Source organism: Streptomyces sp. NPDC047525, from assembly GCF_040643025.1.
Classification (GTDB): Bacteria; Actinomycetota; Actinomycetes; order Streptomycetales; family Streptomycetaceae; genus Streptomyces; species Streptomyces durmitorensis.
This window is the reverse complement of the sequence record NZ_JBEYTL010000021.1, coordinates 109,923-123,577: the sequence shown is the minus strand read 5'-3', so window position 1 is coordinate 123,577 and position 13,655 is coordinate 109,923. Positions and strand designations below refer to the sequence as shown.

The 13,655-nt window shown below is 71.4% G+C and carries 12 protein-coding genes; 10 read left to right on the top strand and 2 right to left on the bottom strand.

Features of this window, described 5'->3' with window-relative positions; genetic code table 11:
- The first annotated feature begins 54 nt into the window (after nucleotides 1-54).
- The 8 genes from ABZ833_RS39565 to ABZ833_RS39530 all read left to right on the top strand — a co-directional run bounded on the left by ABZ833_RS39565 (nucleotide 55) and on the right by ABZ833_RS39530 (nucleotide 8,743).
- Nucleotides 55-1,161, top strand: coding sequence for a quinone-dependent dihydroorotate dehydrogenase (locus tag ABZ833_RS39565; RefSeq protein ID WP_361057801.1), 1,107 nt, complete (start codon nucleotides 55-57; stop codon nucleotides 1,159-1,161).
- Nucleotides 1,158-2,003, top strand: coding sequence for an orotidine-5'-phosphate decarboxylase (gene pyrF, locus ABZ833_RS39560; protein ID WP_361057750.1), 846 nt, complete (start codon nucleotides 1,158-1,160; stop codon nucleotides 2,001-2,003). Before ABZ833_RS39565 ends, pyrF begins: the two co-directional genes overlap by 4 nt.
- 276 nt (nucleotides 2,004-2,279) lie before the next feature.
- Nucleotides 2,280-2,603, top strand: a complete 324-nt coding sequence (locus ABZ833_RS39555; RefSeq protein ID WP_005319887.1) for an integration host factor — start codon at nucleotides 2,280-2,282, stop codon at nucleotides 2,601-2,603.
- 38 nt (nucleotides 2,604-2,641) lie between these two features.
- Nucleotides 2,642-3,235, top strand: a complete 594-nt coding sequence (gene gmk, locus ABZ833_RS39550) for a guanylate kinase (RefSeq protein ID WP_249591140.1) — start codon at nucleotides 2,642-2,644, stop codon at nucleotides 3,233-3,235.
- A 72-nt stretch (nucleotides 3,236-3,307) separates the two neighbouring features.
- The gene (rpoZ, locus tag ABZ833_RS39545) at nucleotides 3,308-3,580 is read left to right on the top strand and encodes a DNA-directed RNA polymerase subunit omega (RefSeq protein ID WP_005319902.1); all 273 of its coding nucleotides are present in this window, start codon (nucleotides 3,308-3,310) and stop codon (nucleotides 3,578-3,580) included.
- A 121-nt stretch (nucleotides 3,581-3,701) separates the two neighbouring features.
- The gene (gene coaBC, locus ABZ833_RS39540; RefSeq protein WP_249591141.1) at nucleotides 3,702-4,922 is read left to right on the top strand and encodes a bifunctional phosphopantothenoylcysteine decarboxylase/phosphopantothenate--cysteine ligase CoaBC; all 1,221 of its coding nucleotides are present in this window, start codon (nucleotides 3,702-3,704) and stop codon (nucleotides 4,920-4,922) included.
- Between the two features lie 313 nt (nucleotides 4,923-5,235).
- Nucleotides 5,236-6,444: a methionine adenosyltransferase gene (metK, locus tag ABZ833_RS39535; protein ID WP_361057746.1), complete on the top strand. Its 1,209-nt coding sequence runs from the start codon at nucleotides 5,236-5,238 to the stop codon at nucleotides 6,442-6,444.
- A 133-nt stretch (nucleotides 6,445-6,577) separates the two neighbouring features.
- A complete protein-coding gene (locus tag ABZ833_RS39530) occupies nucleotides 6,578-8,743 on the top strand; it encodes a primosomal protein N' (RefSeq protein WP_361057744.1) in 2,166 nt (721 codons plus the stop codon).
- A 285-nt stretch (nucleotides 8,744-9,028) separates the two neighbouring features.
- Here ABZ833_RS39530 and ABZ833_RS39525 read toward each other — a convergent pair whose 3' ends face one another.
- The gene (locus tag ABZ833_RS39525; RefSeq protein WP_361057742.1) at nucleotides 9,029-9,595 is read right to left on the bottom strand and encodes a hypothetical protein; all 567 of its coding nucleotides are present in this window, start codon (nucleotides 9,593-9,595) and stop codon (nucleotides 9,029-9,031) included.
- Nucleotides 9,596-10,108: 513 nt separating this feature from the next.
- On the opposite strand from ABZ833_RS39525, the gene fmt reads away from it, so the two are divergent.
- Both fmt and ABZ833_RS39515 read left to right on the top strand, forming a co-directional pair.
- Complete coding sequence (fmt, locus tag ABZ833_RS39520; RefSeq protein ID WP_249591145.1) at nucleotides 10,109-11,053, top strand: methionyl-tRNA formyltransferase; 945 nt, start codon at nucleotides 10,109-10,111, stop codon at nucleotides 11,051-11,053.
- A gap of 34 nt (nucleotides 11,054-11,087) precedes the next feature.
- Nucleotides 11,088-12,527, top strand: a complete 1,440-nt coding sequence (locus tag ABZ833_RS39515; protein WP_361057740.1) for a transcription antitermination factor NusB — start codon at nucleotides 11,088-11,090, stop codon at nucleotides 12,525-12,527.
- 58 nt (nucleotides 12,528-12,585) lie between these two features.
- Here ABZ833_RS39515 and ABZ833_RS39510 read toward each other — a convergent pair whose 3' ends face one another.
- Nucleotides 12,586-13,650 carry an aldo/keto reductase gene (locus ABZ833_RS39510; RefSeq protein ID WP_361057738.1) on the bottom strand — a complete coding sequence of 355 codons (1,065 nt, stop codon included), beginning with the start codon at nucleotides 13,648-13,650 and terminating at the stop codon, nucleotides 12,586-12,588.
- Nucleotides 13,651-13,655: the final 5 nt, after the last annotated feature.

The window sequence follows — 13,655 nt, the reverse complement described above, 5'->3', positions numbered from 1 at the left end:
CTGGTGAGCACTCCGACTTCCGGTACTTCCGGTGAGGACACCGAGGACACCACCTTGTACAAATTCTTCTTCAACCTCGTCTTCAAGCGCATGGACCCGGAGCAGGCCCACTACATGGCCTTCCGCTGGATCCGGTGCGCGGCCCGCGTCCCCGTCCTTCGCACGTTCGTCGCGGCCGTGCTCGCCCCGCGCCACAAGGAGCTGCGCACCGAGGCCTTCGGGCTGCGGATGCACGGCCCCTTCGGGCTCGCGGCGGGCTTCGACAAGAACGCCGTCGCGATCGACGGCATGTCGATGCTGGGCTTCGACCACATCGAGATCGGCACGGTCACGGGGGAGCCGCAGCCCGGCAACCCCAAGAAGCGGCTGTTCCGCCTCGTCGAGGACCGGGCGCTGATCAACCGCATGGGCTTCAACAACGAAGGCTCCGCGGCCGTCGCCGAGCGCCTGGGCGCCCGCAAGGCCGTCTTCAGGACGGTCGTCGGCGTGAACATCGGCAAGACCAAGGTCGTCCCCGAGGAGGAGGCCGCCGCCGACTACGTGAAGTCGACCGAGCGGCTCGCCGTCCACGCCGACTACCTCGTGGTGAACGTGTCGTCCCCGAACACCCCGGGCCTGCGCAACCTCCAGGCCACGGAGTCCCTGCGGCCGCTTCTCACCGCCGTACGCGAGGCGGCCGACCGGAGCGTCACAGGGCGCCGTGTGCCGCTCCTCGTGAAGATCGCCCCCGACCTGGCGGACGAGGATGTCGACGCGGTCGCCGACCTGGCCGTCGACCTCGGCCTCGACGGCATCATCGCCACGAACACGACCATCGCGCGCGAGAGCCTCGGTTTGCAATCCGAACCTTCGCTCTACGGAGAGACCGGCGGCCTGTCGGGGGCGCCTCTCAAGGAGCGCTCCCTGGAGGTCCTGCGCCGCCTCTACGCGCGCGTGGGCGACCGCATCACGCTCGTGGGCGTCGGCGGCATCGAGAACGCCGAGGACGCCTGGCAGCGGATCCTCGCCGGCGCCACCCTGGTGCAGGGCTACAGCGCGTTCATCTACGAAGGGCCCTTCTGGGGCCGCGCGATCCACAAGGGCCTCGCCGCCCGTCTGAACACCTCCCCGTACGCCACGCTCGCCGAGGCCGTCGGCGCCGACGTAAGGAAGCCCGCATGAGTGCCCTCGAACCCTTCGGTACGCGCCTTCGCCACGCCATGGACGAGCGCGGGCCGCTCTGCGTCGGCATCGACCCGCACGCGTCCCTCCTGGCCGCCTGGGGCCTGAACGACGACGTCGCGGGCCTGGAGAAGTTCACCGGGACCGTCGTCGAGGCGCTGGCCGGGACCGTCGCGGTGTTCAAGCCGCAGAGCGCGTTCTTCGAGCGCTTCGGCTCGCGGGGCATCGCCGTACTGGAGAAGGCGGTCCAGGAGCTGCGCGCGGCCGGGGCCCTGGTCGTCATGGACGCCAAGCGCGGCGACATCGGCTCGACGATGGCCGCGTACGCGGAGACCTTCCTGCACAAGGACTCGCCGCTGTTCTCCGACGCCCTCACGGTCTCGCCCTACCTCGGCTACGGCTCGCTGAAGCCGGCCGTCGACCTGGCGCGCGAGAACGGCACCGGGCTCTTCGTGCTCGCCCTCACCTCGAACCCCGAGGGCGCCGAGGTACAGCACGCGGTGCGCGAGGACGGCCGCACGATCGGCGCGACGATCCTCGGGCACCTGGCGGCGGAGAACGCGGATGCGGAGCCCCTGGGGTCCTTCGGGGCCGTCGTCGGGGCGACGCTGGGTGACCTGTCCTCGTACGACCTCGCGATCAACGGTCCGCTGCTCGCCCCCGGCATCGGGGCGCAGGGTGCCACTCCGGCGGATCTGCCGGGTGTCTTCGGGGACGCCGTGCGCAATGTCGTGCCGAGCGTCAGCCGGGGTGTCCTGCGTCACGGTCCCGACGTGGCGGGGCTTCGCGTCGCGGCGAGCCGCTTCGCGGACGAGATCCGAGAGGCCGTCGCCTCGGCCTGAGGGTGTTTTTCCGTCTTCGAAGGACGTGTCCGGCCACGTCCCTACGTTTCGTTGATGGCTCGCCAGGCCAAATCCGGGGTGAAATGCCCGGAATGTACACCTCGGCAGAGGCTGACCAGGACTTTTCGTCTGTTCTCGCTGACTCCGGCGGCCATGCCCGCTAGTCTCCGACGAGAGCGAACGGGCAAGCGCGTTGCACGTTGCTCACCAGGTGTGGGGCGACTAGGTTCCTCACCGGTCCGTATCCGACAGTTCGACATCCGAGGTGACGTAGGCGTGGCTCTTCCGCCCCTTACCCCTGAACAGCGCGCAGCCGCGCTCGAAAAGGCCGCCGCGGCTCGCCGGGAGCGGGCCGAGGTCAAGAATCGACTCAAGCACTCCGGTGCCTCGCTTCACGAGGTCATCAAGCAGGGTCAGGAGAACGATGTCATCGGCAAGATGAAGGTCTCCGCCCTCCTGGAGTCCCTGCCCGGCGTGGGCAAGGTCCGCGCCAAGCAGATCATGGAGCGTCTTGGCATCTCCGAGAGCCGCCGTGTGCGCGGTCTCGGCTCCAACCAGATCGCCTCCTTGGAGCGTGAGTTCGGCGGTGGCGCTGCCTGACGTTCTCAGGCACTCCTGAGAACCTGGATAATCGCTGCATGGCTGCAACATCCCGGGGGACGACCCCCGTGCCCCCGGACGTACGTCCGCGGCTGACCGTGCTCTCCGGCCCCTCCGGGGTCGGCAAGAGCACGGTCGTCGCTCATATGCGCAAGGAACACCCCGAGGTCTGGCTCTCGGTCTCGGCCACCACGCGGAAGCCGCGCCCCGGCGAGAAGCACGGTGTCCACTATTTCTTCGTCTCCGACGAGGAAATGGACAAGCTGATCGCCAACAGCGAGCTGCTCGAATGGGCCGAGTTCGCGGGCAACCGCTACGGCACGCCTCGGGGTGCCGTCCTCGAGCGCCTCGAGGCGGGCGAGCCCGTCCTCCTGGAGATCGATCTGCAGGGCGCGCGCCTGGTCCGCGAGTCGATGTCCGAGGCGCAGCTGGTCTTCCTCGCACCGCCGAGCTGGGACGAGCTGGTCCGCCGGCTCACCGGCCGGGGGACCGAGGCGCCGGAGGTGATCGAGCGCAGGCTCGCCGCGGCGAAGATCGAACTCGCCGCCGAGGCCGAGTTCGATACGACCCTGGTCAATACCTCCGTCGAGGATGTGGCGCGTGAGCTGCTAGCCTTGATGAAAGTTGTTTGATCTTCATCCTCAGTAACCCCGGTTTGATCTTCAGTTTCCATTCGAAGGTCAATCCCCATCGGAAGGCAGAGAGTGTCCTCTTCCATCACTGCGCCCGAGGGCATCATCAACCCGCCGATTGATGAGCTCCTCGAAGCGACCGACTCGAAGTACAGCCTCGTGATCTACGCCGCCAAGCGCGCGCGCCAGATCAACGCGTACTACTCGCAGCTCGGCGAGGGCCTGTTGGAGTACGTCGGCCCGCTGGTGGACACGCACGTCCACGAGAAGCCGCTCTCGATCGCGCTCCGCGAGATCAACGCGGGTCTGCTGACGTCCGAGGCCATCGAGGGCCCGGCGCAGTAGTCGCATTTCTTTTCTTGCAGTATTTCTTCATCGCAGGCCCGGCAGCGCGACTGCCGGGCCTGTGGTGTGTCATGGAGTCGTACGTTCCCCAGTGCGGGGATCACGAGTGCGGGGAGGCACGGTGGGCAAGCCCAAGGTCGTTCTGGGGGTCAGCGGCGGTATCGCCGCGTACAAGGCCTGTGAGCTGCTGCGGCGGCTGACCGAGTCCGGCCATGACGTGCGCGTCGTGCCGACCGAGGCGTCGCTGCACTTCGTGGGGGCCGCGACCTGGTCGGCGCTGTCCGGCAACCCGGTCTCGACCGAGGTGTGGGACTCCGTCCACGAGGTGCCGCACGTACGGATCGGCCAGGCCGCCGACGTCGTGATCGTGGCCCCGGCCACGGCCGACATGATGGCGAAGGCGGCCCACGGCCTCGCCGACGACCTCCTGACGAACACGCTCCTCACCGCCCGCTGTCCAGTGATCTTCGCGCCCGCCATGCACACGGAGATGTGGGAGCACCCGGCCACGCAGGAGAACGTCGCCACGCTGCGCCGCCGCGGCGCCCTGGTCATCGAGCCCGCCGTCGGCCGCCTCACCGGCGTGGACACGGGCAAGGGCCGGTTCCCCGACCCCGTGGAGCTCTTCGAGGTCGTACGCCGCGTCCTGGCCCGCGGCGACCTGGCCCGCGACCTCACGGGGCGGCACGTCGTCGTCAGCGCGGGCGGCACGCGCGAGCCGCTCGACCCGGTCCGCTTCCTGGGCAACCGTTCCTCCGGCAAGCAGGGGTACGCGCTGGCCCGCAGCGCGGCGGCGCGCGGCGCCCGCGTCACGCTCGTGTCGGCGAACGCGGCGCTGCCGGAACCGGCGGGCGTCGACATCGTGCCCGTCGGCACCGCCGTCCAGCTCCGCGAGGCGATCCTCAAGGCGTCTGCGGACGCCGACGCGGTGGTGATGGCGGCGGCCGTGGCCGACTTCCGCCCGGAGACGTACGCGACCGGAAAGATCAAGAAGCGGGACGGCCAGGAGCAGCCCCCGATCGCCCTGGTCCGCAACCCCGACATCCTCGCCGAGCTCGCCGGGATCGCTGCCGACAGGCCGCGCCCCGGCCAGGTCGTCGTGGGCTTCGCCGCCGAGACGGACGACGTGCTCGCCAACGGCCGCGCCAAGCTGGAACGCAAGGGCTGCGACCTGCTCGTCGTCAACGAAGTCGGCGAGCGCAAGACGTTCGGCTCCGAGGAGAACGAGGCGGTCGTGCTCGGCGCCGACGGGAGCGAGACCCCCGTGCCGTACGGGCCGAAGGAAGCACTCGCGGACACGGTCTGGGATCTCGTGGCCGAACGCCTGCCGAAGAATTCCTGAGAGAATGGGGGTGTCTCCCAGGAGACGCCTCTTGCCGAAGTCTCAGCAGAACCGGGGCGAAAATCTGGACGCAAATGTCACATTCGCCCCACTGGGCGCCCCAAAACCGGGAAATTCGGGCGTGAGGCCCTCTGGTGGAGACCGATCGTCGTACCGCACAATGCAGTGCCGCAGGTCACAGCGCTCCCAAGTGGCGAGACACGTGGTCCGGCGGCCGAGTGTGACCGATAAACTGGTCTCGGACGACGCCGGGCGCAGCTCCCGGCCGTCCACCAATGATCAGCCAGCAGCCGCTGCAACCACAGGGAGCGATGTGTCCCGCCGTCTCTTCACCTCGGAGTCTGTGACCGAGGGTCACCCCGACAAGATCGCTGACCAGATCAGCGACACCATTCTCGACGCCCTTCTGCGGGAGGACCCGAAATCCCGGGTCGCCGTGGAGACGTTGATCACCACCGGCCTGGTGCACGTGGCCGGCGAGGTGACGACCAAGGCGTACGCGCCGATCGCGCAGCTGGTGCGCGAGAAGATCCTCGAGATCGGTTACGACTCCTCGAAGAAGGGCTTCGACGGCGCCTCCTGTGGCGTCTCGGTGTCCATCGGCTCGCAGTCCCCGGACATCGCGCAGGGCGTCGACACGGCGTACGAGAAGCGCGTCGAGGGCGACGAGGACGAGCTCGACAAGCAGGGCGCGGGCGACCAGGGCCTGATGTTCGGCTACGCCTGCGACGAGACGCCGGAGCTGATGCCGCTCCCGATCCACCTCGCGCACCGTCTCTCGCGCCGCCTGTCCGAGGTCCGCAAGAACGGGACCATCCCGTACCTGCGCCCCGACGGCAAGACCCAGGTCACCATCGAGTACGACGGCGACAAGGCCGTCCGCCTCGACACGGTCGTGGTCTCCTCGCAGCACGCCTCCGACATCGACCTGGACTCGCTCCTCGCCCCCGACATCCGGGAGTTCGTGGTCGAGCCCGAGCTGAAGGCGCTCCTCGAGGACGGCATCAAGCTGGAGACCGAGGGCTACCGCCTCCTGGTCAACCCGACCGGACGCTTCGAGATCGGCGGCCCGATGGGCGACGCCGGCCTCACCGGCCGCAAGATCATCATCGACACGTACGGCGGCATGGCCCGCCACGGCGGCGGCGCCTTCTCCGGCAAGGACCCGTCCAAGGTCGACCGCAGCGCCGCCTACGCGATGCGCTGGGTCGCCAAGAACGTCGTCGCCGCGGGCCTCGCGGCCCGCTGCGAGGTCCAGGTCGCGTACGCGATCGGCAAGGCCGAGCCGGTGGGCCTCTTCGTGGAGACGTTCGGCACGGCCACGGTCGACACCGACAAGATCGAGGCCGCCATCGCCGAGGTCTTCGACCTGCGCCCGGCCGCGATCATCCGCGACCTCGACCTGCTCCGCCCGATCTACGCGCAGACCGCCGCGTACGGCCACTTCGGGCGGGCGATTCCCGACTTCACGTGGGAGCGGACGGATCGTGTGGATGCGTTGCGGAAGGCTGCGGGGCTGTAAGGAGCTGTAAGGCTCCCTCGCCGCGCGCGTTCTGACGAAGCCCGGTGTCCCTGGTGGGGACGCCGGGCTTCGTCGTGCCTCGGTGGATATCGGGCCTGCTGCCGTGTCAGTGCGGTCTGGTAGGAATGCTGCTGTGAGCAGCGAGAACCAGAGATCTGAGGGGGCGGGCGGGGCCGAGCCTCCGGAGCAGCTTGCGCTCATTCGGGAAGCGGTGCGCAAGGCCGATGTACCGCGGGCCAAGCCGCGGACGTGGCGGGGGGCTCCGTTGGCCAAGCATCTGCCTGTGGCTCGGGTGCTGGTGGACAAGGGGGTGCTGCATCTTGATCGGTACTTCGACTATGCGGTGCCCGAGGAGTTGGACGAGCAGGCGCAGCCCGGGGTGCGGGTCCGGGTGCGGTTCGGGGCCGGGGCGCGGAATGTGCGGGGCGGGCGGCGCGAAGGCGGGGGGTTGATCGACGGGTTTCTCGTCGAGCGCGTTGCCGAGTCGGACTACTCGGGGCCTCTTGCCGCTCTGGCGCAGGTCGTCTCGCCCGAGCCCGTGCTCGGCGGTGAGCTGCTCGGGCTGGCCCGCGCCGTGGCCGATCGGTATGCGGGCAGCCTCGCCGATGTTCTGCAACTGGCCGTTCCGCCCCGGCACGCTCGGGCCGAGGCGCGGGAGTCGGGGGAGGCTCCGGCACCTCCGGCGGCGCCTGAGACCGGGTCCTGGAGGCGGTACGGACATGGGGCGGAGTTCTTGGGGGCGCTGGCCTCTGGGGGTGCGCCTCGGGCTGTGTGGACCGCCCTTCCCGGGCCGGAGTGGGCCGAGGAGATCGCGCGGGCCGTGCAGGCGACGCTTGCCTCCGGGCGAGGGGCCTTGGTCGTCGTGCCTGCCGGGCGGCCCGCCGCGAGGGTCGATGCGGCGCTGACCCAGCTGATCGGGGCGGGGCAGCATGCTCTGCTCACCGCTGATGTGGGGCAGGAGCGGCGGTATCGGGAGTGGCTCTCCGTACGGCGTGGTGCCGTGCGGGCCGTCGTGGGCACGCGGGCCGCCATGTTCGCGCCGGTGCGGAATCTTGGGCTCGTCGTGATCTGGGACGACGGCGATGCCAGTCACAGCGACGACAATGCTCCCTTCCCGCATGTGCGTGAGGTGCTCGAGCTTCGCGCCTCGCGGGACAAGTGCGGTTTCCTGCTGGGGAGTTGGAGCTGCACGGTCGAGGCCGCGCAGCTGGTGGAGAGCGGGTGGGCGGCGCCGCTGGTCGCCGACCGTGAGCAGGTGCGGGGGAGCGCGCCGCTCGTACGGACCGTGGGGGACGGCGACCTCGCCCGGGACGAGGCGGCTCGGGCCGCGCGGCTCCCGACGCTCGCCTGGAACGTGGTGCGGGAGGGCCTGAAGCACGGTCCTGTGCTGGTACAGGTGCCCCGGCGGGGATATGTGCCCCGGCTCGCGTGCGAGAGGTGCCGGGAGCCCGCGCGGTGCCGGCACTGTGCGGGGCCGTTGGAGGCGCGGGACCGTGGGGGGCTGTGGTGCGGCTGGTGCGGGGTGGAGGAAGGCGCCTGGCACTGCGGGGAGTGCGGGGGGTTCCGGCTGCGGGCGCAGGTGGTGGGGGCGCGGCGTACGGCAGAGGAGTTGGGGCGGGCGTTTCCCGCGGTGCCGGTGCGGACGTCGGGGCGGGAGCAGGTGCTCGACACCGTGCCGGGGTTGCCCGCGTTGGTGGTGAGTACGCCGGGGGCGGAGCCTGTCGCCGAAGGCGGTTATGCCGCGGCTCTGTTGCTCGACGGGTGGGCCATGCTGGGGCGGCCCGATCTGCGGGCCGGTGAGGATGCGTTGCGGCGGTGGATCGGCGCCTCTTCGCTGGTGCGGCCGCAGGGGGAGGGCGGGACCGTGGTGGTCGTCGCCGAGCCGACTCTGCGGCCCGTGCAGGCGCTTGTGCGGTGGGATCCCGTGGGGCATGCGGTGCGGGAGCTCTCCGAGCGGGCCGAGTTGGGGTTTCCGCCCGTGTCGCGGATGGCCTCCGTGGCGGGGACCGCGGAGGCACTTTCCGGGTTTCTCGCTGCGGCTGAACTTCCGGGGGATGCGGTGGTGTTGGGGCCTGTTCCCGTGCCGGACGCCGGTCCTGGGCCAGGGGGTGCCCGCCGGGGCGGGGTCGCGCCCGTCGGGGAGCGGTGGGAGCGGGTGCTTGTTCGGGTGCCGCCGGGGAGCGGGGCCGCGCTTGCCGCTTCGCTGAAGGTGGCGCAGGCGGCTCGGATGGCCCGGGGGGCGGGGTCCGCGGGGGTGGAGCCTGTGCGGATTCGGGTGGACCCGCTGGATATTGGCTAGGCCTGGTGGTTCCGACCCCCCGGCCGGGGCGTGTGCCTTGCGGTGCTCGCTGGCTGTGCGGTGCTTGCCGCCGTGTTCATCGGTGCCCGGTAGCGGTGCGTTGTGCCCACCCGTTCCGCCGTGCGGAACGCCTGCCCACAACGGTGGGCGCGGTCGACTGCGGGTTGGGTGGGGGCTGTTCGTGGGGGGATGTCTGCTCGTGGCGGGAGTGGTTGCGCGCAGCGGCGGCGGCTGTCCTGACGGGGGAACCCGTCAGGACAGCCGCCGCCGTCGTTGTTCTCGTATTTAGCCGTTGCGTGGGCCCGGGAAGACATTGGGGCGGGGGTCGTCGCGGAGGGCGGGGCTGCCCGCCGTGGGCTGGGTCGGCATCGCGCGGGCCGCGGGGACCGTGGGGACCGAGGGGACCGAGGGGAGGGGAGCGCCGACCGGGACCGGGGGACGGGCGGTCGCGGCGGAGGGCACCGTCTCCGTGGCGCGCTCCGCTTCCGCCGCCGCCTGTGTCGTGGCCCGGCGTGCGCCGTAACGGCGGTGCACCGCCTGCTTGGTGACCCCGAGGGCCGAGCCCACCGCGTCCCACGAGAAACCCAGCGAGCGGTCGAAGTCCACCGCGGCTGTCACCAGCGTCTCGACGCTGTCCCGAAGCTCCTGGGCGAGGCGGACGGTCGGGGCGGGGGCGCGCCCGTACACGACGAAGCCCGCGGAGGGGCTGGAGCGGCGCGGGCGGTAGACGTTGCCGAGCTGGGCGGTGAGCGTACGCAGTGCGTCCACCTGCCGGCGGACCCGCTCGATGTCCCGAACCAGGAGGTGCAGGCTGGCCCGTGCCTGGGCGTCGTGGGTTGCGTGGTCGGCCATGAACAAGCCTCTCGAACCGGCGTTGAAAAGGATCGGGCCGCGTGGGCGGCCCGTTGTGGTCAACTCTTTCTTGACCAACGCGCTAGTTCGTGTGGGGTCACGGTGCGGGGGCGTATGCGCATATGCACAGGGCGCGCGTCCGCGCGTACGCCCCCGGGCGTGCGGTATCCCGGACGAGCGGTGCGGCATCGGCGGTGCGGCATCGGCGGTGCGGCGGAGACCGGCCCCAGGGAGGGGAGTTCCGGGGAGGAGCGGCCCGGGAGGAGCGGCCCCGGTACGGGCGCGCTTCGGGCGAGCGGTGCCCGGGCGAGCGCCTCGGGGCGGGCGGCGCCGTGAAAGCGGCACCCGGGGCGAGCCGCTCCGGCCGTGCGGGCCCGGACGAACGCCACCCGGGGCGAGCCGCCAGGGAAGGCCGTCCGGCACAAGCCGCCCCGCGGAGCGCGGCCCGGCAGGGCGGCTCATAGACTGGTGCGCTCCCCGCACGTTCCCGTCCCGAGAGGCCGAAAGGCAACGATGAAGCTCGTCTTCGCAGGCACCCCCGAGGTCGCAGTCCCCGCCCTGGACGCCCTGATCGCCTCCGACCGGCACGAGGTGGCCGCCGTCGTCACCCGGCCCGACGCCCCCGCGGGCCGCGGCCGCAGGCTCATCGCGAGCCCCGTCGCCCAGCGTGCGGAGGAGGCCGGGATCGAGGTCCTCAAGCCCGTGAAGCCGCGCGACGAGGAGTTCCTGGCCCGGCTGCGCGAGATCGCGCCCGACTGCTGCCCGGTCGTCGCCTACGGCGCGCTGCTGCCCAAGGTCGCCCTGGACGTCCCGGCCCGCGGCTGGGTCAACCTGCACTTCTCTCTCCTTCCCGCCTGGCGCGGCGCCGCGCCCGTCCAGCACGCGGTGATGGCGGGGGACGAGATCACCGGTGCCTCCACCTTCCTCATCGAGCAGGGGCTCGACTCCGGGCCGGTGTACGGCACCGTCACCGAGGTCGTCCGACCCACCGACACCAGCGGTGACCTGCTCACCCGTCTCGCCTTCGCGGGCTCCGGGCTGCTCGCCGCCACCATGGACGGCATCGAGGACGGCTCCCTGAAGGCCGTACCGCAGCCCGCCGACGGCATCACGCTCGCCCCGAAGATCACCGTCGAGGACGCACAGGTGGACTGGGCCGCCCCGGCCCTCCGTGTCGACCGCGTCGTGCGCGGCTGCACCCCGGCTCCCGGTGCCTGGTCCGTGTTCCGCGGGGAGCGCCTGAAGATCATCCAGGCCGCACTCGTCCCGGACCGCACCGACCTGGCGCCCGGCGAGCTCGCCGCCGCCAAGAACAATGTGTACGTCGGCAGCGGCTCGCACGCCGTGGAGCTGCTCTGGGTCCAGCCGCAGGGCAAGAAGCCGATGCGCGGCGCCGACTGGGCGCGCGGCGTGCGGATCGCCCCCGGCGAGCGGCTCGGGGCAACCGACGTAGGCTGAACAGGTTCGGCCCCCACCCAATAGCGGAGCACCTTTGAACGACCAGCCAAGCCGGCGACCCCAGAAGCAGGGCAAGCCCGGCAAGCCCCACCGCCGCCCCAAGAAGGACCCCGTCCGCTTCCTCGCCTTCGAGGCGCTGCGGGCCGTGGACGAGCGCGACGCGTACGCGAACCTCGTCCTGCCGCCGCTGCTGCGCAAGGCCCGTGACAAGGGCGATTTCGACGCGCGTGACGCGGCGCTCGCCACCGAGCTGGTCTACGGGACGCTGCGCAGGCAGGGGACGTACGACGCGATCGTGGCCGCCTGCATCGACCGGCCGCTGCGCGAGGTCGACCCGCCGGTCCTGGACGTGCTCAACATGGGCGTGCACCAGCTGCTCGGGACGCGCATCCCGACGCACGCCGCCGTCTCCGCCTCCGTGGAGCTGGCGCGCGTGGTGCTCGGTGACGGGCGGGCCAAGTTCGTCAACGCGGTCCTGCGCAAGGTCGCCGCCGACGATCTGGACGGGTGGGTGGCGAAGGTCGCGCCGTCCTACGACGAGGACGCCGAGGACCACCTCGCCGTCGTCCACTCGCACCCCCGCTGGGTCGTCTCCGCGCTCTGGGACGCGCTCGGCGGCGGCCGTGCGGGCATCGAGGACCTCCTGGAGGCCGACAACGAGCGGCCCGAGGTCACCCTCGTGGCCCGCCCCGGCCGCACCACCGCCGATGAACTCCTCGACGCGGTCGGCGAGGAGTCCGCGCTGCCGGGGCGCTGGTCGCCGTATGCCGTGCGGCTCAGCGAGGGCGGCGAACCCGGATCGATCGACGCCGTGCGCGAGGGCCGTGCCGGGGTCCAGGACGAGGGCAGCCAGCTCGTCGCGATCGCACTCGCGAACGCTCCGATCGAGGGGCGCGACGAGAAGTGGCTCGACGGATGCGCGGGGCCCGGCGGCAAGGCCGCCATGCTCGCCGGTCTCGCCGCCCAGCGCGGCGCCGCCCTCCTCGCCGCCGAGAAGCAGCCGCACCGGGCCCGTCTGGTCGCGCAGGCCCTGCGAGGCAATCCGGGTCCCTACGAGGTCATCGCCGCCGACGGCACCCGGCCGCCGTGGCAGCCAGGCACCTTCGACCGCGTCCTGATGGACGTGCCCTGCACGGGACTCGGCGCCCTGCGCCGCCGCCCCGAGGCCCGCTGGCGCCGCCGTCCGGAGGACCTGGACGGCTTCGCACCGCTCCAGCGGGGGCTGCTGCGCACCGCGTTGGAGTCCGTGCGCGTCGGGGGCGTCGTCGGGTACGCCACCTGTTCTCCGCACCTCGCGGAGACGCGTGCCGTCGTCGACGACGTGCTCAAGCAGCACGAGGGCGCCGAACTGATCGACGCGCGCCCGCTGCTGCCCGGCGTCCCGGCCCTGGGCGACGGACCCGACCTGCAGCTGTGGCCGCATCTGCACGGCACGGACGCGATGTACCTGGCGCTGATCCGGCGGACTGCCTGACGCAGGGCCGCCCCCAGGGCGGCGGCACTGCCGCCGCCCTCGGGGGCTCGGCCGGGCGTCAGCGGCGGGCTTCGATCTTCAGGTCGCCCTGGGTCACCGCGCGCATCCTGTCGCCGGCGAGCATGGCGTGCGGGAAGCCGAGCTCGATCGCGCTCGCCTCGTCCAGGCGGGCCAGTTGGGAGGCCGTGAAGTCGACCTCCAGGGCGCCCAGATTGTCCTGCAGCTGTGGCAGCGTGCGGGCGCCGATGAGGGACGATGTCACGCCCGGGTTCCGCAGGGTCCAGGCGAGGCCGACCTGGGCGGTCGTGCGGCCCAGCTCCGTGGCGACCTCCCGCACGGCATCGGCGATGTCCAGGTTCCGTTCGGTGAGCCCGCCGTTGGCGATGGTGAAGTCCTTGCGGGTGCCGTCGTTGACCGGGGTGCTCGTCGCCGTCAGGTCGTCGCGGCCGTACTTGCCGGTCAGTACTCCGCCTGCCAGCGGCGAGTACGGCACCACGCCAAGGCCCATCTCACGTGCCATGGGGATCAGGTCACGTTCCCCGGTGCGCTCGATCAGGTTGTACTCGATCTGCAGCGCGACCAGCGGCGACCAGCCGCGCAGGTCGGCGATCGCCTGCATGCGCGACACCTGCCAGGCCGGTGCGTTGGAGATCGCCACGTACAAGACCTTGCCCTGCCGGACCAGATCGTCCATGCCGCGCAGGATCTCCTCGACCGGTGTCGTGAAATCCCATACGTGGAGATGGAGCAGATCGATGTAGTCCGTGTTCAGCCGGCGCAGACTGGATTCCACCGATGCGAACAGGCTCTTGCGGTGCGGGCCGCCGGAATTCGGGTCACCGGGCCGGCGCAGCGTCGTGTATTTCGTCGCGAGGACCAGGCTTTCCCGGTTGTCGCGGGCGAATTCGCCGAGGAGGCGCTCGGAGCTGCCATTCGTATAGGTGTTGGCGGTGTCGATGAAATTGCCGCCGTGCTCGACGTAGAGGTCGAACAGCTTGCGCGCCTCGTCCTGCTCGGCGCCCCAGCCCCATTCGGTGCCGAAGGTCGCCGCGCCCAGAGCCAGCGGTGAGACCCGCAGCCCGGAGCGGCCAAGGAGCCGGTAGGTGTCGAGGGTGAGAGACATCGTGT

Coding starts and splice junctions, on each gene's coding strand:
- pyrF (WP_361057750.1), top strand. CDS start 1,158: ATGAGTGCCCTCGAACCCTTCGGTACGCGCCTTCGCCACGCCATGGAC.
- gmk (WP_249591140.1), top strand. CDS start 2,642: ATGGCTGCAACATCCCGGGGGACGACCCCCGTGCCCCCGGACGTACGT.
- ABZ833_RS39525 (WP_361057742.1), bottom strand. CDS start 9,595: ATGGCCGACCACGCAACCCACGACGCCCAGGCACGGGCCAGCCTGCAC.
- fmt (WP_249591145.1), top strand. CDS start 10,109: ATGAAGCTCGTCTTCGCAGGCACCCCCGAGGTCGCAGTCCCCGCCCTG.
- ABZ833_RS39510 (WP_361057738.1), bottom strand. CDS start 13,650: ATGTCTCTCACCCTCGACACCTACCGGCTCCTTGGCCGCTCCGGGCTG.